Source organism: Pseudomonas sp. KD5 (assembly GCF_012932895.1).
Lineage (GTDB): Bacteria > Pseudomonadota > Gammaproteobacteria > Pseudomonadales > Pseudomonadaceae > Aquipseudomonas.
Genome location: NZ_JDWJ01000009.1, coordinates 259,251 through 285,555, shown reverse-complemented (window position 1 = coordinate 285,555; position 26,305 = coordinate 259,251). Strand labels below are relative to the sequence as shown.

21 protein-coding genes are annotated in these 26,305 nt (G+C 61.4%); 12 read left to right on the top strand and 9 right to left on the bottom strand.

Annotated features, from left to right (window positions below; translation table 11 throughout):
- The first annotated feature begins 69 nt into the window (after positions 1–69).
- The 5 genes from AF70_RS21050 (at position 70) to AF70_RS21030 (ending at position 4,561) form a co-directional block, all read left to right on the top strand.
- A complete protein-coding gene (locus AF70_RS21050; protein ID WP_028939801.1) occupies positions 70–1,122 on the top strand; it encodes a 3-keto-5-aminohexanoate cleavage protein in 1,053 nt (350 codons plus the stop codon).
- A 100-nt stretch (positions 1,123–1,222) separates the two neighbouring features.
- Positions 1,223–2,554, top strand: coding sequence for an MFS transporter (locus AF70_RS21045; RefSeq protein WP_028939800.1), 1,332 nt, complete (start codon positions 1,223–1,225; stop codon positions 2,552–2,554).
- Positions 2,551–3,231, top strand: coding sequence for a DsbA family oxidoreductase (locus AF70_RS21040; RefSeq protein ID WP_028939799.1), 681 nt, complete (start codon positions 2,551–2,553; stop codon positions 3,229–3,231). Before AF70_RS21045 ends, AF70_RS21040 begins: the two co-directional genes overlap by 4 nt.
- Positions 3,228–3,554: a Rieske 2Fe-2S domain-containing protein gene (locus AF70_RS21035; RefSeq protein ID WP_026286598.1), complete on the top strand. Its 327-nt coding sequence runs from the start codon at positions 3,228–3,230 to the stop codon at positions 3,552–3,554. Before AF70_RS21040 ends, AF70_RS21035 begins: the two co-directional genes overlap by 4 nt.
- Entirely contained in the window at positions 3,551–4,561 is a 1,011-nt protein-coding gene (locus tag AF70_RS21030) for a YeiH family protein (protein ID WP_028939798.1), read from the top strand. Before AF70_RS21035 ends, AF70_RS21030 begins: the two co-directional genes overlap by 4 nt.
- A gap of 158 nt (positions 4,562–4,719) precedes the next feature.
- On the opposite strand, the gene AF70_RS21025 is transcribed toward AF70_RS21030, so the two are convergent.
- From AF70_RS21025 to AF70_RS21015, 3 genes are all read right to left on the bottom strand, one after another.
- Positions 4,720–5,373 carry a DUF2931 family protein gene (locus tag AF70_RS21025; protein ID WP_028939797.1) on the bottom strand — a complete coding sequence of 218 codons (654 nt, stop codon included), beginning with the start codon at positions 5,371–5,373 and terminating at the stop codon, positions 4,720–4,722.
- A 2-nt stretch (positions 5,374–5,375) separates the two neighbouring features.
- Positions 5,376–6,977: a DUF2235 domain-containing protein gene (locus AF70_RS21020; RefSeq protein ID WP_028939796.1), complete on the bottom strand. Its 1,602-nt coding sequence runs from the start codon at positions 6,975–6,977 to the stop codon at positions 5,376–5,378.
- Between the two features lie 254 nt (positions 6,978–7,231).
- Positions 7,232–8,269, bottom strand: a complete 1,038-nt coding sequence (locus AF70_RS21015) for an AraC family transcriptional regulator (protein ID WP_028939795.1) — start codon at positions 8,267–8,269, stop codon at positions 7,232–7,234.
- A gap of 356 nt (positions 8,270–8,625) precedes the next feature.
- Here AF70_RS21015 and AF70_RS21010 point away from each other — a divergent pair, with 356 nt between their 5' ends.
- From AF70_RS21010 to AF70_RS20980, 7 genes are all read left to right on the top strand, one after another.
- On the top strand, positions 8,626–9,192 hold the full coding sequence (locus AF70_RS21010) for an alpha/beta hydrolase (protein ID WP_028939794.1): 567 nt from the start codon (positions 8,626–8,628) through the stop codon (positions 9,190–9,192).
- A 127-nt stretch (positions 9,193–9,319) separates the two neighbouring features.
- The gene (locus tag AF70_RS21005; protein WP_028939793.1) at positions 9,320–11,332 is read left to right on the top strand and encodes a DUF1302 domain-containing protein; all 2,013 of its coding nucleotides are present in this window, start codon (positions 9,320–9,322) and stop codon (positions 11,330–11,332) included.
- 41 nt (positions 11,333–11,373) lie between these two features.
- The gene (locus AF70_RS21000) at positions 11,374–12,732 is read left to right on the top strand and encodes a DUF1329 domain-containing protein (RefSeq protein ID WP_028939792.1); all 1,359 of its coding nucleotides are present in this window, start codon (positions 11,374–11,376) and stop codon (positions 12,730–12,732) included.
- Between the two features lie 150 nt (positions 12,733–12,882).
- A complete protein-coding gene (locus tag AF70_RS20995) occupies positions 12,883–13,956 on the top strand; it encodes a YCF48-related protein (protein WP_028939791.1) in 1,074 nt (357 codons plus the stop codon).
- A gap of 31 nt (positions 13,957–13,987) precedes the next feature.
- Complete coding sequence (locus AF70_RS20990) at positions 13,988–16,504, top strand: RND family transporter (RefSeq protein WP_028939790.1); 2,517 nt, start codon at positions 13,988–13,990, stop codon at positions 16,502–16,504.
- A gap of 7 nt (positions 16,505–16,511) precedes the next feature.
- The gene (locus AF70_RS20985) at positions 16,512–18,290 is read left to right on the top strand and encodes an acyl-CoA dehydrogenase C-terminal domain-containing protein (protein WP_028939789.1); all 1,779 of its coding nucleotides are present in this window, start codon (positions 16,512–16,514) and stop codon (positions 18,288–18,290) included.
- Between the two features lie 103 nt (positions 18,291–18,393).
- Positions 18,394–19,401, top strand: a complete 1,008-nt coding sequence (locus tag AF70_RS20980; RefSeq protein WP_019581946.1) for an Ldh family oxidoreductase — start codon at positions 18,394–18,396, stop codon at positions 19,399–19,401.
- Positions 19,402–19,596: 195 nt separating this feature from the next.
- Here AF70_RS20980 and AF70_RS20975 read toward each other — a convergent pair whose 3' ends face one another.
- The 6 genes from AF70_RS20975 to AF70_RS20950 form a co-directional block, all read right to left on the bottom strand.
- Complete coding sequence (locus AF70_RS20975; protein WP_028939788.1) at positions 19,597–21,177, bottom strand: aldehyde dehydrogenase (NADP(+)); 1,581 nt, start codon at positions 21,175–21,177, stop codon at positions 19,597–19,599.
- A gap of 200 nt (positions 21,178–21,377) precedes the next feature.
- The gene (gene abaF / locus AF70_RS20970) at positions 21,378–22,775 is read right to left on the bottom strand and encodes a fosfomycin efflux MFS transporter AbaF (protein ID WP_028939787.1); all 1,398 of its coding nucleotides are present in this window, start codon (positions 22,773–22,775) and stop codon (positions 21,378–21,380) included.
- Positions 22,776–22,846: 71 nt separating this feature from the next.
- The gene (locus AF70_RS20965; RefSeq protein ID WP_018928306.1) at positions 22,847–23,764 is read right to left on the bottom strand and encodes a dihydrodipicolinate synthase family protein; all 918 of its coding nucleotides are present in this window, start codon (positions 23,762–23,764) and stop codon (positions 22,847–22,849) included.
- 114 nt (positions 23,765–23,878) lie between these two features.
- Positions 23,879–24,907: a proline racemase family protein gene (locus AF70_RS20960; protein ID WP_028939786.1), complete on the bottom strand. Its 1,029-nt coding sequence runs from the start codon at positions 24,905–24,907 to the stop codon at positions 23,879–23,881.
- A gap of 25 nt (positions 24,908–24,932) precedes the next feature.
- Positions 24,933–25,655: an amino acid ABC transporter ATP-binding protein gene (locus AF70_RS20955; RefSeq protein ID WP_028939785.1), complete on the bottom strand. Its 723-nt coding sequence runs from the start codon at positions 25,653–25,655 to the stop codon at positions 24,933–24,935.
- Entirely contained in the window at positions 25,648–26,298 is a 651-nt protein-coding gene (locus tag AF70_RS20950; protein ID WP_028939784.1) for an amino acid ABC transporter permease, read from the bottom strand. The genes AF70_RS20955 and AF70_RS20950 overlap by 8 nt, the downstream gene beginning before the upstream one ends.
- Positions 26,299–26,305 lie beyond the last annotated feature (7 nt).

Sequence of the window (26,305 nt, the reverse complement as noted above, 5' to 3'; positions counted from 1 at the left end):
TCGCTCTCACAGACACGTCCGCCCGGCGCGATCCGGGCGTGTGGACAACCATAATAATAGGAGTAACCCATGCAATTTTTCGACGATTCCCTGCACCCGGAAAACATGGAAAAGGTAGTCATCACCGTGGCCCCGTATGGCCCCGAGTGGATGCCGGAAGACTTTCCCGAAGACATCCCGTTGACCATGGATGAGCAGGTGCAGAAAGCGGTCGATTGTTATGAGGCGGGCGCCACCGTATTGCACCTGCACGTGCGCGAACTGGACGGTAAGGGTTCCAAGCGTCTGTCCAAGTTCAACGAACTGATCGCTGGCGTGCGTGAAGCCGTACCGGACATGATCATCCAGGTCGGCGGTTCGATTTCCTTCGCCCCCGAAAGCGATGGTGAAGCGGCCAAGTGGCTGTCTGACGACACTCGCCACATGCTCGCGGAGCTGACGCCAAAACCGGATCAGGTCACGGTGGCTATCAACACCACCCAGATGAACATCATGGAGCTGCTGTATCCGGAATACCTGGAAGGTACGTCCCTGGCCAACCCTGCCTATCAGGCGGCCTATAGCGAAATGACCGTACCGGCTGGCCCGGCCTGGGTCGCCGAACACCTCAAGCGTCTGATGGACAACGGCATCCAGCCGCATTTCCAACTGACCGGCATGCATGCCATGGAGACCCTTGAGCGTCTGGTGCGCAAGGGTGTCTACAAGGGCCCGTTGAACCTGACCTGGATCGGCATCGGCGGCGGTTTCGATGGCCCCAATCCGTTCAACTTCTTCAACTTCATCCATCGTGCGCCGGACGGTTGCACCCTGACCGCCGAATCGCTGCTCAAGAACGTACTGCCGTTCAATACCATGGCGCTGGCGATGGGGCTGCACCCTCGCGTGGGGATTGAAGACACGATCATCGATCAGAAGGGCAAGCGTTTCAGCTCGGTGCAGCAAATCGAGCAAACCGTACGCATCGCCCATGAACTGGGTCGCGAAATCGCTACCGGTAAAGAAGCCCGCGAGATCTATCGCATCGGTGTGCAGTACCAAAGCATCGAAGAAACCCTGTTGGCCAATGGCATGGCTCCCAACCGCAAGGCTGGACAAAAAGGTGTGCCGCAACGCGGCTGATCGACTGATCGGCAGACGAAGCGGGCGGTTAAACGCCTCCCGCTCGCTGCATGGCAACACGCTTGATAACAACAATAAAACGAAGCTTTGAGGAGGCTGCATGGCCTTTCACCCAATCGCCGCAGACGATGACGACGGCAGTGGCGTCGGCATTGCGCGCAAGTATGCCTGGATCGTCTTCGCACTGACGTTCGGCCTGCTGATTTCCGATTACATGTCGCGCCAGGTACTGAATGCGGTGTTCCCGATGCTCAAGGGCGAGTGGGCCCTGAGCGACGGTCAGCTCGGTCTGCTCAGTGGCGTTGTCGCCCTGATGGTCGGCCTGCTCACCTTCCCCTTGTCGTTGTTGGCGGATCGCTTCGGTCGGGTCAAGAGCCTGGCGTTGATGGCGCTGTTGTGGAGCCTGGCCACACTGGGCTGCGCGTTGGCGCAGGACTACCAGCAGATGTTTATCGCCCGCTTCATGGTGGGGGTCGGTGAGGCGGCCTATGGCAGCGTCGGCATCGCGGTGGTGATTTCGGTGTTTCCCAAACACATGCGTGCAACGCTGGCCAGTGCCTTCATGGCGGGCGGCATGTTCGGTTCGGTGTTGGGCATGGCGCTGGGCGGTGCCATCGCCGCCAAACTGGGCTGGCGCTGGTCGTTCGCCGGCATGGCGCTGTTCGGCCTGCTGCTGGCGGTGCTTTACCCGATCATCGTCAAGGAAGCACGCATTGCTCCGCAACGTGCCGCGCAGGCGGCGAACAAGGCGGCTGCCGCGGTCAAGCGTCCGCTACGTACGCTGTTTTCCAGCCGCTCGGTGATCGCTGCCTACATCGGCAGTGGCTTGCAACTGTTCGTCGGCGGCACCGTGATCGTGTGGATGCCCAGCTACCTCAATCGCTATTACGACATGGCCACGGACAAGGCGGGCGGCGTCGCGGCGATCATCGTGCTGTGCAGCGGCGCGGGGATGATCCTGTGCGGCATGCTCAGTGATCGACTGTGTCGCCCTTCGCCGGAGCGCAAAGTCGCTTTGGCCATCGCCTATTGCCTGGGCAGTTGTCTGCTGTTGTCGACGGCCTTCGCCCTGCCGCCAGGGCCTGTGCAATTGGTGCTGATCTGCCTGGGGATGTTGATTGCCGCCGGCACGACCGGTCCTTGCGGAGCCATGGTTGCCAACCTGACCCATTACTCGGTCCATGGCACGGCCTTCGCCACGCTGACCTTGGCCAACAACATGCTGGGGCTGGCGCCTGGGCCGTTAATCACCGGCCGGGTGTCCGACCTCATCGGCTTGCAGGCGGCTTTTCAAATGGTGCCACTGGTCAGTATCGCGGCAGCGGCCGTGTTCTTTTACGCCAAGTGTCATTACCACAAGGACATGGCCCGGCTTCAGGGCGAGCAAGTCCACGATTCGATTGGCAAAGCGGTGTTAGAGGTGAAGTTGTGAGTGGTCGTTTACGTATTGATGTGTTTTTCGATTTCATCTGCCCCTGGTGCCTGATCGGCAAGCGCCAACTTGCGCGCGCGCAAGACCTGCTGCGTGTCCGGCAACCCGGCGTGGAAATCACCACGGTGTGGCACGGGGTGCAATTGCTGCCGCAGCTGCCGGCACAGGGTGAACCCTTTGTCGATTTTTACCTCAAACGCCTGGGCAGTCTTAAAGCCGTAGCGATGCGCCTGGCCCAGGTGCAGCAGGCTGCGATGGCGGAGGGCGTGCCCATCGATTTGAGTCGCATCGTCCGCATGCCCAATACCGCCGACGCCCATCGCTTGCTGGAGCGTGCGAAGGTGCTGGGCAATAGCGCCCAATGCGATGTTTTGCTTGAGCGTTTGTTCGCAGCCTATTTCCAGCTTCAGGGATCAGAGAGCGGTGAGGATCTGGGCAGCCAGGAGACCTTGCTTGCCATCACCCGGTCGTGTGGTTTCGACCCTGATGCCATGGCCTCCTGCCTGCAAGGCGACGGCGATCCTTACATTGGCAACGAGGCGGGAGCCGCCAGTGGCGTGCCCAGTTTTCAGTTCGACGGTCGCCTGACGGTGGTGGGCGCGCAGCCTGCCGAGGCGCTATTTGACGCCATGTGCGAAGCCTTGCTCGACAGTCATCGCGCGCGGCAACCTGCATGAGTCTTCGAATCCCCGTGCCCGCTGGAAAACTCCCGCCGGCAGGCGGTCGTGCGCTGTTCGAATGCGATGGTAAAAGCCTGGCGTTATTCAACATCGAAGGTGACCTGTTCGCCATTGACGACAGTTGTCCACACCAGGGCGCCTCGTTGTGTGGCGGGCGCCTTGAGGGGCGGGTGATCCAGTGCTGCGCCCATGGCCTGCGCTTCGATCTGCGCAGCGGTTACTTGCTCAATTCAACCCAGGTCAAAGTTGCCAACTATCCGGTCGAGACAATAGACGGCCAGGCATTCATCGTCATCGCTTGCGAGGAGCCCGCGCCATGAACGCTATCGCACTTACCCGTATCCACAGCCGAACGCGCGAATTGGCGCCAGGCTTTGTCGTCAGCTTGATCGTGGCGGCAGCCGCGTCCTTTTTGTCCGAGCATTACGGTGCGCCGGTGATGCTGTTTGCCTTGCTGTTGGGCATGGCGCTGAACTTCCTGGCCAGTGAGGGTGCCTGCAAGGCTGGCATCGAATTCACTGCACGTACTGTGTTGCGCATTGGCGTGGCCTTGCTCGGCATGCGCATCACCCTCGAACAGATTGCCGCGCTGGGCTGGAAGCCTGTGGCGCTGGTGGTGATCCTGGTGGTGGTGACAATCGGCGTCTCGGTGATCGCGGCCAAGGCGATGGGATTTCAGCGCTTGTTCGGCATGCTCACCGGCGGGGCCACTGCGATTTGTGGTGCGTCGGCGGCGCTGGCGCTGGCGGCGGCGTTGCCCAATCATCCACAGAAAGAACGTGCGACGTTGTTCACGGTGATTGGGGTGTCGGCGCTGTCGACCCTGGCAATGATCGTGTACCCGATGATTGCCAATTGGCTGTCGTTGTCGCCGCAAGTGGCGGGGGTGTTCCTGGGGGCGACCATCCACGATGTCGCCCAGGTCGTCGGCGCTGGTTACAGCCTGTCGACCGAAACTGGCGATACCGCAACAGTGGTCAAGTTGATGCGGGTGGCGATGCTGCTGCCGGTGATCGTGTGTGCGGCGATGGTCACGCGCATGCAGGGTGCCGATCCGACCGGCAAGCGACCACCGCTGCTACCGTGGTTCGCCGTCGGTTTTCTGCTGCTGGCCTGTATCAACAGCACCGGCTGGGTTGCCCCGGTGGTGCAAGGTTCGGTCAATGAACTGTCGCGTTGGTGCCTGGTGGTGTCCATCAGCGCCCTGGGCATGAAGACTCAGCTCAAGGAGCTGGCGGCGGTCGGTATCAAACCCATTCTGCTGATGGTGGGGGAGACGGTGTTCCTGGTCGTGCTGGTGTTGCTGTTGCTGCGCTGGGGGCTGTAGACACGCGACAACCTCATTCACGAGCGGCGTTGCACTGCGTTGCCTCCATGGCGCGGTGGGACTCTCGGCCGGTGTCCCTGACACCGGTTCTTTTGCGGCGACTGTGCCAGCAGTCGCCGTTTTTTTTGTTTGACCGGTTCTGGAACAACGATACGTCGTCACCAACTGCCATAGGGAATGCCAAAGCGTTCGATGTAGCGTTTGGAAGAGTCTTTGATCTTTCCGTGGTAGCCGTTGTACTTGCCTTGATAGGGGCCTAACGGCTCGATGCCGACTTGGCCACGGTCGACTTTGTGGGCACGGAAACAATCGTCCCAGACCCAGACCTGAATGATGCCGCCCGGCGCCAATCCCAGATTCAGGGCCGCACTCGGGTTGGCGGTGAACTCTGGGGTCTCGTGGCAACGTTGGGCTGTCGAGTTGCGCATGATATCGCGGGTGGACTCGGAGATATCGATCCAGCCCGCGTAGGTCTTGCGCTCGACAATCGATTGCCAGCGCACATAGAGGCGCTTCGGCAGGTCGGCGCCTGTGACGGGCTTGCCGGCCCCGCCAATACCTACCCAGCCCCGCGCATTTTCAGTTCCATTCTCGTGGTCGCTGCTACCCGCTACCCCCGCAGCGATATTGTAAAAAATTCGCCCGTTTATATCCTCGACAGCGGAGGTCTCGACCCATACCGTCATATGAGCGGGCTCGGTGAAGCCGATGTACCACCAGGATGTCCTGTAGTCGTTTTTGGCCGACAGCGGATCGACGGGTTGGCAGGCACCTATCGATATAAGCGCCAATAACAGGATCAGAATTTTCATGGTTACAGTGTCCATTCCGGTACATGAGGGTGGTGCACCCTTGCGGCATCTGCCGTTGGGATATGGGCATAGGCCAGTTCGAATCGGGTGATGCGAGGCCCCGAAAGGAAAGTCGGGGTCCAGTGCGCTGACTGGTGGATGTAGTGCAGCTTCAGCAATTGCTCCTCTGCGGCGGTAACGCGGTAATCACCGGCGACAAACCGCTCGCACATTGGCTCAAGTTCCGCGGGTGGTGCTAATTCGGGATCTTCCTGAGGATCGTCAAATTCAACCCCATGCTTTTTGGCAGCTTCATACATCACCCGCAGGTACACCCGCGACAGCCCGGCACCGATCTTACGTCGTAGCTGTAAACCGACAAATACCCGCTTTTGTTTTGGCGCGTTCTGCTCTCTTGGTTCAGGCAGCAGCTTTACCGGATCTGGGGTGATCAGTTCCAGCATCTCCATGGGCCAGCCCTTGGCGTGCCATTTCGCCCGTTCCTGTTGGGCATCGCGGTAGATCGAGGTGGTTTTTACGTCGGTGAACTCACCAACTTCCAAGGCCTGCATGGGGTTGAGTAACACGCACTCTTCGATGTCTTCGCGGTAACCACCGCCGATATCCGAGTGAGCACCCGGCAGGCTGATTTCCAGATGGTCCGGACCGACGCTGTTGAGGGCGAAGTTCGCGCGGTACTCGTCCCGTGCCACCAGTTGCAGAACATTGGGAAAGAAGCGCGGCATCAAATACAACTTGACCCCGGGGGCTACCGGGCTGCGCACATAACCCAGGTTACTCAGGCCACCCACGGAAGCGACGGTGTCGAACAGGCCGACAAACCCGATGTTGACCCCTTCACCAAAGACCTTGCTGAAGCCCCGGGCGAACAGGCTATTCGGCAAGTACAGCGTTTCCCTGAGCGGACTGTTGGTCCCTGACAGGCACAAACAGGCGAAATGTCGGGCGGCGGCCGCACCACGGCTGAAGCCGAACACGTCGAAGGTCAAGGAGCTGATCTGGATGTCCGGGAAGACCTGATGAAAGTTGCGTAACCGCCGTTTGATCTGGCCGAATGCGTCAAATACCCGAGCTTCGATACCGGTCTCACCCCGGCCCCAAGCCATGCCCAGCAGACTGTCTTGCCCGCCTGCGGTCGTGCCAATACCTTCGACATAGACTTTATCGAATGCCTTTTTTTGCTGGATGATTTTTCCCCGGTCGGTAGATGTCATGTACAAATCATGTAACCGCGCAACATTCGTCACCTCACCCCCATAGCTGCCGTCAGGGTCCTGCATATACGGCTTGCAACTCCCATCCATATCCTCCGTCGACACCGGATGATGAGCCCCGCACTTGCGCCCCATCTCCACGTTGAACGGATTATTGCCGGTGCCATCGAAAAACACCCCGATACGCAGGGTGACATTCGCGAGAGCGGCTTCCTCGCGTTTTTCCTTGGCTTCCCACTCAGCGTTGTGGTGCTCCTCCCGCGCCCGCTGTCGGGCCATCATTTCATCGTATTGAGCCTGGTTCGGTCGGTGCACGGGCCGTCGGGCACGCTCTGCCAGAGCTCGCTCGCGGCAGACGGCACAGTGGTAACCCACAAAGTCCTTTTCCATGGATGCATCCCTTTTGCGCAAAGCCCGTCCCCGGGCGCCAAATCAGTGATCGGTTTCCTGGGAACAACGGTGCGCGTTGGGGAATAGGTGACGCTGCCAGTCGCGGCTTGATCGCTTGTAGGATCGAGATGGGATGGTTGAAGCCTGAGGCTGTCAGAAAAGCCTTCAGGCAATGAATGCAGGGTATGAGGTGTGGAATGGCAGCGGACTTTTTTGCCCGCGCCAGCCATAGATGACTCGAAGGTGCGGCTAGCTCAGGACTCTTTGGAGCCAGAGAGCGGTCTTGAGATGGTTTGTTTTTGTGCGCTGCGCCATGTAGCGGGCGGCATGCCGAACTGGGTGATGAACCAGCGTGTGAAGGAGCTCGCCATGGAGTAGCCGAGCATGTCGGCGATCCGGCCCAGCGAGTAATTCGGATTGTCCAGGTAGCGCAGCACCAGGTCGCGGCGCACGTCGTTGATCAGGTCGTTGAAGGCGCAGCCGTCGTCTTTGAGGCGACGCTGCAGAGTCCGGACATTCATGCCCTGGGTCTGGGCGATCTGCTCGATGGTGGCGCGTCCCATCGGCAGCAGCAGGTAGATGGCTTTGCGCACCTCGAACAGTATCGACGGGCCTTCGTGGTTGAGCAGCGAGTCGAGGTAACTCTGGGCGTAGCGCGCCATGGCCGGGTCGGCATTGGGGTTGGTCATGTCGAGGCTGGCGTCGGAGCAGACAATGCCATTGAACTCACTGCCGAACTCCAGCGTGCAGCCGAACAGACGGCGATGCAGTTGCAGGTTGTCCGGGGGCTGGTGCGTGAAGTTGACGCTGTAGGGGTGCCAGTGGGTGCCGAGCAAGGCAGCGCACAGACGGAACATGACCCCGATGGCCAGCTCAGTGGCCTGGCGGGAAGGCATGGGCGATTCAGTGACTACCTCCTCGCGAATGATCACCATCTTGTCGGCCTCTTCAATGAAGATGGCCAGCGAATCATTCATCAGGTGACGGTAATTCACCACGACCTGCAAGGCATCACGCAGCGTACGTTGGTGGCTGAGGAGCAGGCTGACCACTCCGAAGTCCGAGAGTTGGCGCGACTCGGCCATGCTCAGGCCGAAATTCTGGCAGCCGCTGGCGGCGGCCGAGTCTTCCAGCAGGCGTACGGCGGCATCAATGGGAATGCGGTGTTCGGGCGCTTGCAGCAGGGCTTTGCTCAGGCCGACGCTGGCCAGTACATCGCGCGGGTTGAACCCCAGGTACTGAGTGACCTCCAGGTAGTTGGTCAAGACGGCGGCGCGAACAAGCTTGGGCATGCGAAAGTCTTTCCTGGGCCGGTTGCGATTCAAATGAGCGTGGCGACTATATCCAGCGCATCAGCAATTGAACAGTTGCGAGGTTGTCGAGGGCGCTCGCTCAAATCTGTCCAGGATCACCTCCGTTATCGTGGCGCAATCGACGCTCACCCGTTGATTACAGTGACCCGCAGAGAACCTGCGGGGATTTACGACCAATGGTCGCCGCGTGCCGATCCCTGGAAATTTGTCATGAAAAGAAAAGTGCCTGACGTCCAATGAAAAGCGCTTCGGGTGGGCGCTCTTTAATGTCAGTCCTACAAAAAGCCCCTGGCCAATAGAGCCAGTCGAGTCATCGAGAAAGCGAAGGTGTTGACGTGGACAAACTGCAAACTGCCGCAACCGTTCTGATCGTACCGGGCCTGCGCGAGCACGTTGCCGAGCATTGGCAAACGCTGCTTGAAGCCAGGTTGTGCAAGGTGCGCAGTGTGCCGCCGCAGGCAACCGACAAGCTCGATTGCGCCAAGCGGGTCGAAGCGATTCAACACCAGATGGAGCAGATCGATGGGCCGGTGATTCTGGTGGCCCACAGCGCGGGCGTGTTGATGGTCGCGCACTGGGCTGCGCAACACAGCCGGCCGATCAAGGGCGCGCTGCTGGCCACTCCTCCGGATCTCGATGCTGATTGGCCGCAAGGCTACCCATCCGCTGAAACCCTGCGTACCCAGGGTTGGAACCCTCTGCCAAAAGGGCCGCTGCCGTTCCGCAGTCTGGTGGCCGCCAGTACCAACGACCATCTCGCCAGCCTGGCCGCCGTCACTCAGCTGGCTGAAGGCTGGGGCAGTGAACTGCTCAACGTGGGCGATGCAGGTCATCTCAATCCGGCTGCAGGCTTTGGCCACTGGCCTCAAGCCGAAGCTCTCATCCTGGAGCTGGACCGCTAGTTCAGGCGCCGGGTGGCCCTCAGTCATCCGGCATTTGCCCTCATTCCTGAAAAACGCAACCCCCTGGAACAAGGGGGGGTGAGGGCGGCTGCGCTTAAAACAAATACAAAAAGGCGGAGACAACGCAATGCACAACAATAAGAGTCACGGGTTCGCCCCCTCGCGATGCACCTTATTGGCCTCGGCCATGCTGGCCGCAGCCGTGCCGGTTGCCTATGCGGTCGAACTGGACACAGGTAACCCGGACTGGACCGCGCGCCTGGATAACACCGTCAAGTACAACTACGGTGTGCGCACCGAAAGCGCCGACAAGCGCCTGTTGGCGACGCCGAACAACAACGATGGCGACTACAACTTCCGCAAGGCCGGAACCAACATCACCAACCGCGTTGACCTGTTGACCGAAATGGATGTGGTCTACAAGGACCACATGGGCTTTCGCGTCAGCGCCGCCAGTTGGTATGACAAGGCCTACGAGAACACCGGTTCCAATTCCAACCCCTTCGTCAATGGCAATGACGCAAGGTCGGGTCTGGTCGCCAACGATCCGCGCCTGGCCGGGGTCACGGGCGACAATGTCGGCAATGGCAGCCCCCACCTGAGCCACTACGCCGAGCGTTACTACACCGGTCCTTCCGGCGAAATCCTCGACGCCTTCGTGTTCTACAGCACCGAAGTGGGCGAGGAGTCGCTGTTGAGCGTCAAGGCCGGTCAGCACAACGTGTTCTGGGGCGAGACCATTCTCAACCCGGTGCACTCGATCAGCTACGGCCAGTCCGGGCTGGACCTGGCCAAACTGGCCGCCTCGCCGGGAACCGAAGCCAAGGAACTGTTCGTTCCGCGTAACCAGCTGTCGATGTCGTTCACCGTCAATCCCGAGTTGACCGTGGCCGCTCAGTATTTCCTCGATTGGGATGCCGCCCGCCTGCCTGAAGCCGGTACTTACTATGGCGGCTCCGATCTGGTCGGCTTCGGTGCGCAGTCGTTCCTGCTGGGCAACACCAATGGCGTGGTGCCGGGTAGCCCGTTGGGTTGTGGTCTGGCGCCCTGCAACAGTTTGACCAATGTGCGTCGCGGTCATGACCTGACGCCGGACAAGCGCGGCGACTGGGGGGTAATGGCCAAGTGGTCGCCGGCCTGGCTGGATGGCACCCTCGGTGTTTACTACCGCAATACCTCGGAAATCCTGCCGCAAGCCTGGCTGAACGCCACCGGGCTGACGTCGGCCAATCCCAACGGCACCCCGCCTGCCGGCATGGTGCCGGCGGTGGTCAACACCCTCAATTCGTTGAGCACCAGCACCTATCAACTGGCCTATGCCGACAACATTCAGATCTTTGGCCTGAGCCTGTCCAAGGATGTGGGCGGTATCAGTGTGGGTTCGGACCTGAACATTCGTCACAACATGCCGCTGGCCAGTATTCCGGCGATTGTCAGCTCGACCGGGCCGCAGGGTTTCGGTGCCGGTCTGGGCCTGCTACCGGCCCGTACGGCGGCCACCGGTGTGATCTATGACACCCCGCAAAAGGGCGACAGCCTGAGTGCCACCGGTGACACGTTGCACTGGACGCTCAACGGCCTGATGACATTCCCGAAAACACCGGTGTTCGATTCGGCCAGCCTGCTCGCCGAGTTGTACTACAGCAACCTGCTCAAGCTCGATAGCAAGAACGAAGCGCTCTACAAGGGCCAGGACACCTATCGCGGCATCGACCAGCCGACCCGGGACAACTGGGGCATCGCGGTCAACTTCACACCGACCTGGTACCAGGTATTCCCGGGGGTCGATCTCAACGCCCCGATGTCCATCAACGTCGGCCTCGCCGGCGTGTCACCGGTGTCCGGTGGCGGTGCCAAAGACACCGGCAACTATGCCTTGGGCGTGGGTGCCGTTGTGTACAACAAATACTTCATCGACCTGAAGTACGTGGATTCCTTCGGCAAGACAGACAAGTGCGACGTCAGTGGTTCGAGCACCGGCGCGGCCAATGCCGGTAGCGGAGATGGCTCCACACCCAATGCCTTTAGCGGCAATGAAAACTACGCATGTTACGGCGGTGGCTACTCGGCCTTCTCCGGTGGTGGTGCCACGACTGAGGACCGTGGCGCCGTTTACCTGACGATGAAAACCACTTTTTGATTCACCACTGGCTTACGCAAAGTAAGCAGGAGAATAACAAGATGAAATGTGTGCAAACCGTGTTAGCCGCCTCGTTTGCGATGGTTATTGCCAGCCAGGCACAGGCCGCTGTATCGACTCAGGAAGCCGCCAGGCTCGGCACCAGCCTGACCCTGGTCGGGGCTGAAAAGGCCGGGAATGCCGACGGATCCATCCCCGCCTATGACGGTGGCCTGACCACGCCGCCGGCCAGCTTCAAATCCGGTGACAGCATGCGCCCGGATCCCTTCGCCAACGAAAAGCCGCTGCTGGTGATCGACGGCAAGAACGTCGATCAGTACAAGGACCTGCTCAGTGCAACCACCGCGGAACTGGCCAAGCGTTTCCCAAGCTTCCACGTCAATGTCTACCCGACCCACCGTACCGTCTCTTTGCCCAAGGCGGTGCTGGACAACGGGGTGAAAAATGCCACCGGCGCCAAGTCCCTCGAAGGCGGGTTGGCCGTCGATAACGTGCTGCCCGGCGTGCCGTTCCCGATTCCGCAGACGGGTAACGAGGCAATGTGGAACTTCCTGTTGCGTTATCAGGGCGTCAGCATCAACTCCAAGTACGACTCCTGGAACGTCGACTCCGCAGGCATTCCGAGCCTGGCGACCACCGGGCAGGCGTTCATTTCCTATCCGATCTACGAGAACCTGGCGCAGCCGATCAGCAGCGCCGACGTGTACTACCAGATGAAGCTGTCCTACACCGGCCCTGCGCGCCGGGCCGGTGAAGCGGTGATGCTCAAGGATGCCGCCAACCCGCTGCAGCAACCGCGCCGTGCCTGGCAATACTTGCCTGGCCAGCGTCGGGTCAAGCTGGCACCGAACCTGGCTTACGACACGCCTAACCCTGGCACCGCCGGTGCCGGCACCTACGACGATGTTTTCGTGTTCAACGGTGCACTGGACCGCTACGACTGGAAGCTGGTGGGCAAGCAGGAAATGATCGTGCCCTACAACACCTACAAGCTGACCTACGCCCAGGACCCCAAGTCCCTGACCACTGCCAATCACCTGGCACCCGATTATGTGCGTTGGGAAAAACATCGCGTCTGGGTGGTGGAGGGCAATCTCAAGGCTGGCGCCCGACACATCTATCAGAAGCGTCGCTTCTACCTCGATGAAGACAGTTGGACCGCTCTGGCCTCTGACCAGTACGACGCCCGTGGTCAGCTGTACCGTGGCTCCTTCGCGTTCCTCAGCCAGAGCTACGACAAGCAAGTCCCGGACTCCACGCCCTTCATGATCTACGACCTGGTGGGTGGCTCCTACAACATCAATGGCGTGGTCGGGCCTTACGGCGGGATCAAGTACATCGAGCCGCTTTCCAAGGCGCAGTGGTCGTCGGAATCCCTGGCAGGCAGCGGGATTCGCTAAGCAAACCGTGACAACGCGTCCGAGCGTTCCGTTGCCCGCAAGGCAAGGGACCGCACGACGGTCGGCGTATGCCGATCGTTTCGGGCGCCAGGTTTGAAAGTCAGGCACACGGATGTGTGTCCCGGCGCGGTTATCCGAAGAGGACGCGGTATGTGTTCGTACAAAAATTATCTGCGGCTGGCGCTCGGCGCACTGCTTGCAATGTTGCAGGGCTTGAGCCAGGCCTCCGGTTATGTCGACGTGCTGGATCTGCCGGCCAGGGTCAGCGCCCTGGCTGTCAACAGCCCGCTATCGGGCATGGCCCGCGTCGGCGACCGTCTGGTCGCCGTCGGGCAGCGTGGCCACATTCTGTATTCCGATGATGCCGGCAAACACTGGCAGCAGGCCGCCGTGCCGGTCAGTGCCGACCTCAATGCCGTCAGTTTTCCTTCCACTACCCAAGGCTGGGCGGTGGGCGGTGACGGCGTGGTGTTGCACAGCAGTGACGCGGGTGCGACCTGGCGCAAGCAACTGGATGGCCGCGAGATCGGCGCCTTGCTGGTCAAGCATTACGGCGCGTTGGCCAGTGCAGAGCCCGGCAACGAGCAATGGCCACTGCTGGTCGCCGAAGGTGAGCGCCTGATTGCGCAGGGCGCCGACAAACCCTTGCTCGATGTCTGGTTCGCCAACGACCGCCTCGGTTATGTGGTCGGTGTGTTCAACCTGATCCTGCGCACCGAGGATGGCGGCCAGAGCTGGACACCGTTCCAGGACCGCACCGACAACCCGCAGGGCTTTCACCTCAACGCCATCGCCTCCACCGGCGATGGGCTGTACATCGCCGGTGAACAGGGCCTGTTGCTCAAATGGAACAACGCCGATCAGCGCTTCGCCGCCGTACCGACACCCTATCAGGGCAGTTTTTTCGGCGTGCTCGGTAAACCCGGCGAAGTGATTGCCTACGGCCTGCGCGGCAACGTGCTGCGCAGCACCGACGGCGGCCTCCACTGGACCCCGCTGGACAGTGGCCTGCACGTCAGCATCACCGCCGGCCTCGTCGATAACCGTGGCAACTATCGCTTGTTCACCCAGGGCGGGCAGATGCTGGTCAGCCAGGGCACAGGCGCGCAATTGCACCTGGTTCAGCAACCGGCACCGACCCCGGTGACCGGCGCCACTCAGTCCGCCGACGGTGCGCTGGTGCTGGTTGGCAGCCGTGGTGCACGGACGCTGTCCGTTGAATAAGTCCTCGAACCCTTAGAGCGAGAACCCAGACATGGGCCATACCAAACAAGAAACCATGCCGGTGATCCGCGATCTGCGGGATTTCGACCGCCATTCCGGCAATCGGCTGGAGCGGCTGGTGTTCAACTACCGTCCGCTGTTCATGCTGCTGATGGCGCTGGTCACCCTGATGCTGGGCTACATGGCCGCGACTCGCCTGGAGCTGCGTCCAAGCTTCGAAAAGATGATTCCGCAGAGCCAGCCGTACATCCAGAACTTCCTGGAAAACCGCCAGTCGCTGCGCGGTTTGGGTAACTCGGTACGGGTAGTGGTGGAGAACACTCAGGGCGATATCTTCGACCCCGGTTACCTGGACGTGCTCAAACAGGTCAACGACCGGTTGTTCCTTGCCGATGGTGTCGACCGTGCCTGGATGAAGTCGTTGTGGAGCCCGGCGGTGCGCTGGACCGAAGTCACCGAGGAAGGTTTCCAGGGCGGCCCGGTGATGCCCGATACCTACCAGGGGAAGCCGGCAGAAATAGAACAGCTGCGCCAGAACATTTCCCGCGCCGGTATCGTCGGCAGTCTGGTGGCCAGCGACTACAAATCGAGCATGCTGATCGTGCCGCTGCTGGACAAGGCCACGGCCAGCGGTCAGCGCATCGACTACCACGCCTTTTCGCAAATGCTCGAAGAACAGTTGCGCGACCAGATCGAGTTTGCCGGTGACAGTGCTGCACGCAAGGCCGGGGAGGAGGGCAAGGGCCCGTACAAAGTCCGGGTGATCGGTTTCGCCAAACTGATGGGCGACCTGATCGACGGGTTGATCCAGGTGATGATGTTCTTTGGCCTGGCCGTCGTCACTTCGCTGATCATCATTTACGCCTACACCCGATGCGTGCGCAGCACCTTGCTGGTGGTCGGCTGCTCGCTGATCGCGGTGGTCTGGCAGCTGGGCATCGTCGCCTGGCTCGGCTATGCCATCGACCCGTACTCGGTGCTCGTGCCTTTCCTGATCTTCGCCATCGGCGTGTCCCACGCGGCGCAGAAGATGAACGGCATCATGCAAGACATCGCCCGTGGCACCCACAAACTGATCGCCGCACGCTACACCTTCCGCCGCCTGTTCATTGCCGGCGTTACCGCGCTGCTGGCCGACGCCGTCGGCTTCGCGGTGCTGATGCTGATCGATATTCCGGTGATCCGGGATCTGGCAATCACCGCCAGTATCGGTGTGGCGGTGCTGATTTTCACTTCGCTGTTGCTGATGCCGGTGGCGCTGTCCTATGTCGGCGTGGGCGCCAGGGCTGCCGAGCGTGCGCTGAACATCGACACGCGCGCCGAAGGGCACAAAGGCTTCGGCAAACTGTGGGACTTGCTCGACCGCTTCACCACGGCCAAATGGGCCACGGGGGCGGTGGTGGTCGCGGTACTGCTGGGCATCGGCGGTTTCATGATCAGCCAGCAGCTGAAGATCGGCGATCTGGAAAGTGGCGCACCGGAGTTGCGTGCCGACTCTCGCTATAACCGTGATAACGCCTACATCACCAGCCACTACGCGCTGTCCAGCGACCTGTTCGCGGTGATGATCAAGACCGCGCCGGAAGGCTGCCTGAGCTACAAGACGCTGATTCTCGCCGATCGCCTGGCCTGGGAGCTGCAGCAGTATCCGGGCGTACAGGCCACGACTTCGCTGGTTAACGCGGTGCGCCAGATCACCGCCGGTACTTATGAAGGCAACCCCAAGCTCAACAGCATCCAGCGCAATCAGGACGTGCTGAACTACGCCGCGCAGCAAGCCTCGGTCAACTCCCCGGAGTTGTTCAACACCGATTGTTCGCTGATGCCAGTGATCACTTTCCTCAAGGATCACAAGGCCGAGACCCTCGATGCCGTGGTGGGCATCGCCGAAAAATTTGCCCTGGAGAACAACAGCGACGATCGCCAGTTCCTGCTGGCGGCCGGGTCGGCCGGGATTGAGGCGGCGACCAACATTGTGGTGCGCGAGGCCAATCGCACCATGCTGCTTTATGTCTATGCGGCGGTGACGCTGTTCTGTCTGATCACCTTCCGCAGTTGGCGCGCCACCCTGGTCGCCCTGTTGCCATTGGTCCTGACCTCGATCCTGTGCGAGGCGCTGATGGTGGCCATGGGTATAGGCGTGAAGGTTGCAACCCTGCCGGTGATCGCACTGGGCGTGGGCATCGGCGTGGATTACGCCTTGTACCTGCTCAGCGTGCAGTTGCATTACCAGCGTCAGGGCCTGCCGCTGAGCCAGGCCTACCGCAGCGCCGTGTCGTTTACCGGCCGGGTGGTGGGCCTGGTGGGCATCACCCTGGCGGCGGGCGTGGTGTGCTGGGTCTGGTCGCCGATCAAGTTCCAGGCCGACATGGGCATCCTGCTGACCTTCATGTTCCTGTGGAACATGCTCGGCGCGCTGATCCTGATCCCGGCCCTGTCGTACTTCTTGCTGCGTCACCCCGTTGCGCAAGCTGATGTGGCGCAAACCGCTGAAACCGATACAACCCAACGTCAGGCCATGTCGCATGCCCTGACCACTTCTGAGTAAGCCAACTATGTCTGATTACAAAGCTCCCTTGCGCGACATGCGCTTCGTACTCAACGAGGTCTTCGAGGTGTCCCGGCTCTGGGCCAGATTGCCTGGCCTGGCCGAGGTGATCGATGAAGAAACGGCCGCCGCGATCCTTGAAGAGGCCGGCAAGATCAGCGCCGAGGTGGTCGCACCGCTGAACCGCAGCAGCGACGAGCAGGGCTGCACCTGGAGCAATGGCATCGTCATCGCTCCTGAAGGTTTTGTCGCGGCTTACCAAGCGTTCGCCGCGGGCGGTTGGGTGGGTGTCGGCGGTGACCCACAGTTCGGTGGCATGGGCATGCCCAAGGCCATTTCGGCTCAGGTCGAGGAGATGGTCAACTCGGCGAGTCTGTCGTTCGGCCTGTACCCGATGCTGACCGCCGGGGCGTGCCTGTCGATCAATGCCCACGCCAGCCAGGAACTCAAGGAGCGTTATCTGCCGAACATGTATGCCGGCACCTGGACCGGTTCCATGTGCCTGACCGAGGCGCATGCCGGCACGGACCTGGGCCTGATTCGCACCCGAGCCGAGCCTCAGGCCGACGGCAGTTTCAAGATCAGTGGCAGCAAGATTTTCATCACCGGCGGCGAGCACGACCTGACCGAAAACATCATTCACCTGGTGCTGGCCAGACTGCCCGATGCCCCCGCCGGCCCCAAGGGCATTTCACTGTTTCTGGTGCCCAAGGCGCTGGTGAATGCCGACGGCTCACTGGGTGAACGCAACGCGCTGTCCTGCGGTTCAATCGAACACAAGATGGGCATCAAGGCGTCCGCGACCTGCGTGATGAACTTTGACGGCGCCACTGGCTGGATCGTCGATGCGCCGAACAAGGGGCTGGCGGCGATGTTCACCATGATGAACTACGAACGTCTGGGCGTGGGTATCCAGGGCCTGGCGTTGGGTGAGCGCTCGTACCAGAACGCCGTCGCATACGCCCGTGACCGTCTGCAAAGCCGTTCGCCGACGGGCGCGCAGAGCAAGGACAAGGCTGCCGATCCGATCATCGTGCATCCGGATGTACGGCGGATGCTGTTGACCATGAAGGCCTTGAACGAAGGCGGGCGGGCGTTTTCCAGCTACGTGGCCCTGCAACTGGATACCGCCAGGTACAGCGATGACGCGCCAACCCGCACCCGCGCCCAGGAACTGGTGTCGCTGCTGACCCCTGTGGCCAAGGCGTTCCTCACTGACATGGGGCTGGAAACCACGGTGCACGGCCAGCAGATCTTCGGCGGCCACGGATACATCCGGGAATGGGGCCAGGAGCAATTGGTTCGCGATGTGCGTATCACTCAGATCTACGAAGGCACCAACGGCATTCAGTCGCTGGACCTGGCCGGGCGCAAAATAGTCGCCAGCGGCGGGGCGCTCTACCGCTTGTTCGCCGCCGAAGTTCGCCACTACACCGCCAACGCCTGCGCTGACCTGGGTGAGTTCACCAAACCGTTGAATGCCGCGATGGACACCCTTGACGAACTGACCGCGTGGCTGCTGGATCGAGCCCAGAGCAACCCGAATGAAATCGGCGCGGCCTCGGTCGAGTACCTGCATGTGTTCGGCTATACCGCGTACGCCTACATGTGGACGCGAATGGCCAAGACTGCGATGAGTACGCACTCCAAGGACGCTTTCTATGCCAGTAAACTGGCCACCGCGCGCTTCTACTTCGCCCGCCTGCTGCCGCGCATCCACTCGCTGAGTGCATCGGCCAGGGCCGGTAGCGAATGCCTCTTTGAACTGGAAGCAGCGCAGTTTTGATCGAAAGGGCACTGTGCCCATTTCGTCACCCTCCGTCCCTAAACCGATCAAGCCACCGCTCCTTGGATAGACCACGCTGAACGGTCTGTCCAAGGAGATGACCATGATTCGACTGACCCTGATCGAAGCCCGTGAATTGGCCGAAGCGATCCTGTTGCACAACGGTTTTAACCTGGCCCATGCGCAAGCGGTGGCGGCGACGGTGATCGCCGGCGAGCGCGATGGCTGCGCCTCCCACGGTTTGTACCGGATTCTGGGCTGCGTGAATTCCCTGCGGGCCGGCAAGGTGTCGGCCAACGCCGAGCCACGGGTGATCGACCAGGCACCGTCGATTGTGCGGGTGGATGCCGGGGGTGGTTTTTCGCAGTTGGCGTTCCAGGCAGGTTTGCCGCTACTGGCGGAGAAAACCCGGGCCAACGGGATTGCGGCGTTGGCGATCAATCGCTGCGTGCATTTCTCGGCGCTGTGGGTGGAGATCGAGCAGTTGACCGCCGCCGGGCTGGTGGCGCTGGCGTGTAATCCGAGCCATGCCTGGGTGGCGCCGGCCGGGGGACGGGTGCCGGTGTTCGGCACCAATCCCATTGCCTTTGGCTGGCCACGCGTGGGGCAGGATCCGTTTGTGTTCGACTTCGCCACCAGTGCAATTGCCCGTGGCGATATCGAGTTGCATCGGCGTGCCGGCAAGGCGATTCCCGAGGGCTGGGGCGTAGACGCCGAGGGGCGGCCGAGCACCGATGCCAACGTGGTGCTCGATAGCGGCGCGATGCTGACGTTCGGTGGGCACAAGGGCTCGGCGCTGGCGGCAATGGTGGAGTTGATTGCCGGGCCTTTGATCGGTGACCTGACCAGCGCCGAGTCACTGGCTTACGACGCGGGCAGCAAGTCATCGCCCTACCATGGCGAGTTGATCATCGCGCTGGATCCGCGACGCTTTCTGGGAGCGGCCACTGAAGAGCACTTGGCCCGGGCCGAGGTGTTGTTTCAGGGGATTGAAGGGCAGGGGGCGCGCTTGCCGTCGCAACGGCGTTATGCGGCACGGGCGCACAGTTTGGTGGAGGGCGTGCAGATTCCCGAGGCGCTGTACAACGATCTGAAAGTGCTGCTGACTTGATAATCCGAACTCCTGTGGAAGCGAGCCTGTGTGGCGAGGGGGCTTGTGTGGTGAGGGGGCTTGCCCCCGTTCGGCTGCGTAGCAGTCGTAAAACCATTACATGCGGTGTACCTGATACACCGCGATTGCAGGTTTTGGGGCCGCTTCGCAACCCAACGGGGGCAAGCCCCCTCACCACACAGGAGCGTTGTGTTGTCAGACCGGTTCGCGGTGGCTGGCGCCATCGACCAGGCGGGCAATGCCCAGCGGGTTGGCGTTTTTCAGGGCGTCGGGCAGCAAGGCATCCGGGCAGTTCTGGTAGCACACCGGGCGCAGGAAACGCTCGATGGCCAGGCTGCCGACCGACGTGCCACGGGCGTCGGAGGTCGCCGGGTAAGGGCCGCCATGCACCATCGCATCGCACACTTCAACGCCGGTGGGGTAGCCATTGAACAGCACCCGGCCGGCCTTTTGTTCCAGCAGCACCAGCAGATCGGCGTGTTCGTGCAGGTCCTGCGTTTCGCCAATCAAAGTGGCGGTGAGTTGACCGTGCAAACTGTTCAGCGCTTGTTGTAACTCGGCTTTATCGGCCACTTCGACGACGAGGGTGGTCGGGCCGAACACTTCTTCCTGCAACAGCGGATCACCCTTGAGCAACAGACTGACGTCGGCCTTGAACAGTTGCGGCCGCGCTTGATTGCCGTGCTGCTCCTGGCCTGCCAGATGGCTTATCCCTGGATGGTCGACTAACGCCTGCACACCTTTTTCGTAGCTGGCGAGGGTGCCGGCGTTGAGCATGGTTTGCGCCGGCTGTTCGGCCATCAAGGCACTGAGCCGAGCGGTGAACGCGCTGAACTGTGGTGAGCGGATACCGATCACCAACCCTGGATTGGTGCAGAACTGACCGCACCCCTGAACCACCGACGCCACCAGTTCACCGGCGATTTTTTCGCCCCGTGCGCGCAGGGCTTCAGGCAATACGAGCACCGGGTTGATGCTGCTCATTTCGGCGAATACGGGAATCGGTTGTGGCCGTGCGGCGGCCATGTCACACAGGGCGCGACCGCCTTTGAGCGAGCCGGTGAAACCGACGGCCTGGATCGCCGGATGCTTGACCAGCGTTTCACCGACGCCCGCGCCGTAGATCATGTTGAACACGCCTTTAGGCATGTCGGTTTGCTCGGCGGCGCGGATGATTGCGTCGGCCACGCGTTCGGCGGTCGCCATGTGTCCGCTGTGGGCCTTGAACACCACTGGGCAACCGGCGGCCAAGGCAGCAGCGGTATCACCGCCGGCGGTGGAAAAGGCCAGCGGGAAGTTGCTGGCGCCGAACACCGCCACCGGGCCGACGCCGATCCGGTATTGACGCAGGTCGACCCGTGGCAGTGGCTGACGTTCGGGCAATGCGCGGTCGATGCGCGCACCATAGAAATCGCCCCGGCGCAGCACCTGAGCGAACAGGCGCATCTGGCCGCTGGTGCGGCTGCGTTCGCCCTGGATGCGTCCGGTTGGCAGGGCGGTTTCGCGAGTGACCAGGGCGACGAATTCGTCATCCAGGGCATCCAGTTGCGCGGCGATGGCCTCGAGAAACTCTGCACGGCGCGTCGCCGGCAAGTTACGAAAGGCGGGGTAAGCGGCAGCGGCGGCTTGGGCTGCGGCGTGCACTTCCTCGACGGTGGCTTGCATGAACGAATAGGGCAGTACTGCGCCGGTGCTGGCGTCATGGCTCTGCATCGCGATGTTGCCAGCGGCGCTGCGGGCACCGCCGATGTAGTTGTGGCCGATGATCTCGGGCATGGAAAACTCCTGTCGAAAAAGGGCAGTTTTGATTGAGGAAAAGGCGCGTCGAACACAAAACCCGTGGCGAGGGGGCTTGCCCCCGTTGGGTCGCGAAGCGGCCCTGAAAGGGATTTGCGACCGCTGCGCGGTCGAACGGGGCGATGCGGCGTTCCGACAAGCCCCCTCGCCACAAATGTTTGCCGGACTAAAGATCCGGTTCAGGCCAGCGAATCACCCCGGCGCGCAGCGGCCGGCACGGCGTTGTCCAGCGCAGCAATACGCGCAGCAGATTCGGCATCCACCTGGTGCAACGACTTGCCACGGGTTTCCCGGGTCAGGCCGACAGCCACGATAGAGACCAACGCGGCGCCCACCAGGTACCAGGCGATCGGTGTCGAGCTGTGGTACTTGTTGAGCAGGGTGATGGCGATCAGCGGCGCGAGGGATCCGGCGAAGATCGGCGCCACCTGGTAGCACAGCGAAAGGGCGGTGTAGCGCACATGGGTCGGGAACATTTCGGCCATCAGCGCCGAGTAGGGCGCATAGGTCATCGACTCGATGGCCAGGCCCAGGGTGATGGCGCTGATGATCAGCCAATTGTTGCCGGTGTCCATCATCGGGAAGCCGATGAAGCCCCAGAACGCAGTGAGCACCGCGCCGATCAGGTACACCGGTTTGCGGCCCACGATATCCGACAGATAGCCCATCAACGGGATCAGGAAAAAGTGCAGCAGGTGCGCGCCGAACATCAAAAACAGAATCTCTGAAGTGTCCTTGTGCACCACCAGTTTCAGGTAGGTGATCGAAAAGGTGACCACCGTGTAATAGAGGATGTTCTCGGCAAACCGCGCGCCGATCCCCACCAGCACCGCGCGCCAGTGATGACGCAACACTTCCACCACGCCCAGTTGTTGCTGTTTGGTCTGCGCTTGCCGGGCCTGGGCCTCCTTGAAAATCGGCGCGTCATCGACGCTGGTGCGAATCCAGTAGCCGATCAGCACCACCACCGCCGAGAACCAGAACGCCACGCGCCAGCCCCAGGCGAGGAATTGTTGCTCTGACAGGTTCGACGACAACAGCAGCAAGGCAACGGTCGCCACCAGGTTACCGGCCGGCACCCCGGCTTGCGGCCAACTGGCCCAGAAGCCTCGGCGATTGTCCGGGCAGTGCTCGGACACCAGCAGAATCGCGCCACCCCATTCGCCACCGAAGGCAAAGCCCTGGATCAGCCGCAGCAGCACCAATAACACCGGCGCGGCATAGCCGATGCTGTCGAAGCCGGGCAGGCAACCCATCAGGAACGTGGTGATGCCAACCACCACCAGGCTCAGTTGCAGCAGGCGCTTGCGGCCGAACTTGTCACCGTAGTGACCGAACACCAGACCGCCCAACGGACGGGCGAGGAAGCCGACGGCGTACAGGGCGAAGGCGGCGATGATGCCGTCGATCGGACTGTCGGTCTGACGGAAGAACAGCTGGCCGAAGACCAATGCCGAAGCGGTGCCGTAGAGAAAGAATTCATACCACTCGGCGACAGTGCCGGCCATGGCGGCGGCCACCACGCGTTTGAGTCCCGAGGGTGTGGTTGCGCTGGACGTGCTGTGAGGATTGGACATGCTGGCGTTTCCTGTAGAGGCGCGAAAACAGGTAGCCGGGCCGGACCCGCAAGGATCCGCCCGGCAATCACTCAGAGACCGACGTCCGGCAACTCCGGACGGTTGGCCATGGCCTTGGCCATGATCTGTTCGACGAACTCCCGATCAGCTTGCGGCAGTGCCAGGCGTGGCGGACGGGTCAGGGCGCTGCCGCGACCGGCGATGGCTTCGCAGAGTTTGATGCACTGCACCAGGTCGGCACGGGCATCGAGGTGCAGGATCGGCATCAGCCATTCGTAGATCGGCATGGCTTCGGCGAAGCGACCGGCCTTGGCCAGGCGGAAGATGGTTTCACCTTCTTTCGGGAACACGTTCGACATGCCCGAGACCCAGCCTTCGGCCCCCACCGCGATGCTTTCCAGCACCACGTCATCGAGACCTGCGAACAGCACGAAACGGTCGCCGACTTCATTGCGCACGTCGATGAAACGGCGGGTATCGCCAGAGGAATCCTTGAAGCACACCACGTTGTCGCAGTCGGCCAGGGAAATCAGGATGTCCGGGGTGACGTCGTTTTTGTAGATCGGCGGGTTGTTGTAAACCATCAACGGTACGTCGGCGTTCTTCGCCACGTAGCGGTAATGCTCGGCGGTCTCGAATGGCTTGGAACCGTAGACCAGCGCCGGCATCAGCATCACGCCGTCGACACCGACCCTGCGCACCGCGTTGGCCACCTTGGCCGCTTGCACACTGGTGAACTCGGCCACACCGCAAATCACCGGCACGCGGCCGCGGGAAGCGTCGACCGCAACTTCGGTCACGGCGATTTTTTCTTCGGCGGTCAATGAGGTGTTTTCCCCCACCGAACCACACACCACCAGGCCCGATACGCCGTCACGGATCACGTTGGAAATCACCTGATGGGTTTTTTCCAGGTTGATGGAGAAGTCATCGTTGAATTGAGTGGTCACCGCGGGGAAGACGCCACTCCAGTTAATGCGCTTGCTCATTGTTGCCTCCGGTTCGTTTTTGTATTTCGTATACGATATTTTAAATGCCGATGCTCGGCCAGTGGTTTTTTCAATCAATCAGGGGTTTTGGGTTGCCGTTGGTCTGGGGGAGTTTCAGGCGCCGGGCCAGGTGTCTGACAGGCGATAGCCCTGTGGCCAGGGATCGCTGGGGTCGAGCAGCAATTGGTGGGTGCCGGTGATCCAGGCCCGGCCGGAAATGCACGGGTAGATCGCCGGGCGGCCGGCCACTTCGGTCATCGAATCGATGCGGCAATGGAATTCGGAACCGAGGATCGAACGGCCGATAAAGCGCTCGCCAACCTGCATCAATCTCTTGGCCTGTAACACTGCCATACGCGCCGAACAACCAGTGCCGGTGGGCGAGCGGTCGATCTTGCCGGGTTGAATCACTACCGCGTTGGCCCCGGTGGCGATGCCATTTTCAACCACGATGGGCGCGGCAATCTGGCAGAAGGAAATATGCGACCACTCGGGGTTCAGCGGATGGACGAAGCCCAGTTGTTCATTGGCCGCGCGGGTGATTTTCAACCCGACCTCGACCAGCTCGGCCGCCTCGTCAGGGCGGATGGAAAAGCCCAGGCGTTTGGCGTCGGCGATGACAAAACTGTCGCCACCGTACGCGGTGTCGACCTGTAACGAGCCGAGGCCTTCGACTTCGATCCAGGCATCGAGGCGATCAGCGAAGGAGGGCACGTTCTTGATTTCTACCCGTTCGACCTTGCCGTCACGGCAATCGGCCACGGCCTCGATCAAGCCTCCGGGCGCTTCGAGCACCAGCCGGGTTTGCGGTTCGGTCATCGGCAAGATGCCGCTGTCGAGCAGCACCGTGGCGACGCACAGCGAGTTGGAGCCGGACATCGGTGGCGTGTCGGCCGGTTCCATGATGATCCAGGCCATTTGCGCCCGAGGGTCCTTGGCCGGCACCAGCAGGTTGACGTGGCGGAACACGCCGCCGCGGGGTTCGTTGAGAACGAAATTGCGCAGGGTTTCATCCTTGGCGATCCAGCGCGATTGTTCCCACACGGTGGCGCCCGGTGGTGGGGCGACACCGCCGACGATCACATCGCCGACTTCACCTTCGGCGTGGCAACTGACCACATGAATGACTTTCGATGAACGCATGGCTGACTCCTTTTATCGCCGGTCGTTATTTCACTGATTTGAGAAACGCCGCCGTTTCCGCATGTATCGGATTGCCGATCACCTGATCCGGCGAGCCGATCTCGTGCACCAGGCCATTGCGAAAGAACGCCACGCGGTCGGACACATCGCGGGCAAAGCGGATTTCGTGGGTCACCAGCACCATGGTCATGCCGTCTTCGGCGAGCATGCGCATGGTGTCCAGCACCTCGCCGACCAGTTGCGGGTCGAGGGCCGAGGTGGCTTCGTCGAACAGCATGTAGTCCGGCGACATGGCCAGGGCGCGGGCTATGGCCATGCGTTGCTGCTGGCCTCCGGACAACTTGCCGGGGAAGGTCTTGAGCTTGTCGCCAAGGCCCACGTGGGTCAGTTGCTGCACCGCCAGCTCTTCAGCTTCGGCCTTGCTTTTGCCCAGCACTTTGCGCGGCGCCAGCATCACGTTTTCCAGCACGGTCAGGTGCGGGAAGGCATTCCATTGCTGGAACACGATGCCGATTTTCTGCCGCAGGCGGTTGAGGTCGGTGGCGCTGTGATGGACCTCGACGCCGTCGACGCGGATGTTGCCTTTCTGGATCGGCTCCAGGCCGTTGATGCACATCAGCAGGGTCGATTTGCCGGAGCCCGAGCCGCCGATGATCGACACCACTTCGCCCTTGTCCACCGTCAGGCTGACACCCTTGACCACGGCCAGATCGCCGAAGGATTTATGTACGTTGTCGATCTCAATCATTTTCTTGCCACCTTCTTTCCAGACGAGCGCCCAGGCGTGCAACCACCAGGCTCATGACGTAATAGATAAGGCCCGCGATGCACAGCACCAGCAACGGTTCCTGAATGCGGGTGACGATGGTTTGCGAGGCGCGCAGCAGTTCGACGATGCCGATCCACATCACCAGCGCGGTGTCTTTCATCACCCCGAGCACCAGGTTCAGCCAGCCGGGGAAGGCCACGCGGGTGGCCATCGGCAGGACGATCCAGCGCAGGTCCTGCATAAAACTCAGGCCCAGCGAACGACTGGCCCGCCGCAAGGTGAACGGCACCGACAGCACGCCGCTGCGCACGATCTCGGTGAAGTACGCGGCGGTGTAGACCCCCAGCACAATGCAGCCGACGCTGAAGGCGCTGAGGTTCAAGCCGACGATGCTTTTGAGCGAGTTGAACAGCACGAACTGGATCAACAGCGGCACGCTGCGAAACACGTCCAGCACCCAGGCCAGGGGCAGGCTGGCGCGTGGCAACAGCGCTCGCAGCAGGCCAAACAACAGCCCGGCGAAGGAGCCGAGGATGATCGACCAGAACGTCAGTTGCAGGGTGACCCAGGCGCCGTCGAGCAGGAACAGCAGGTCATTCCAGGAAAAACTGGTGGAAAACATGGTCAAG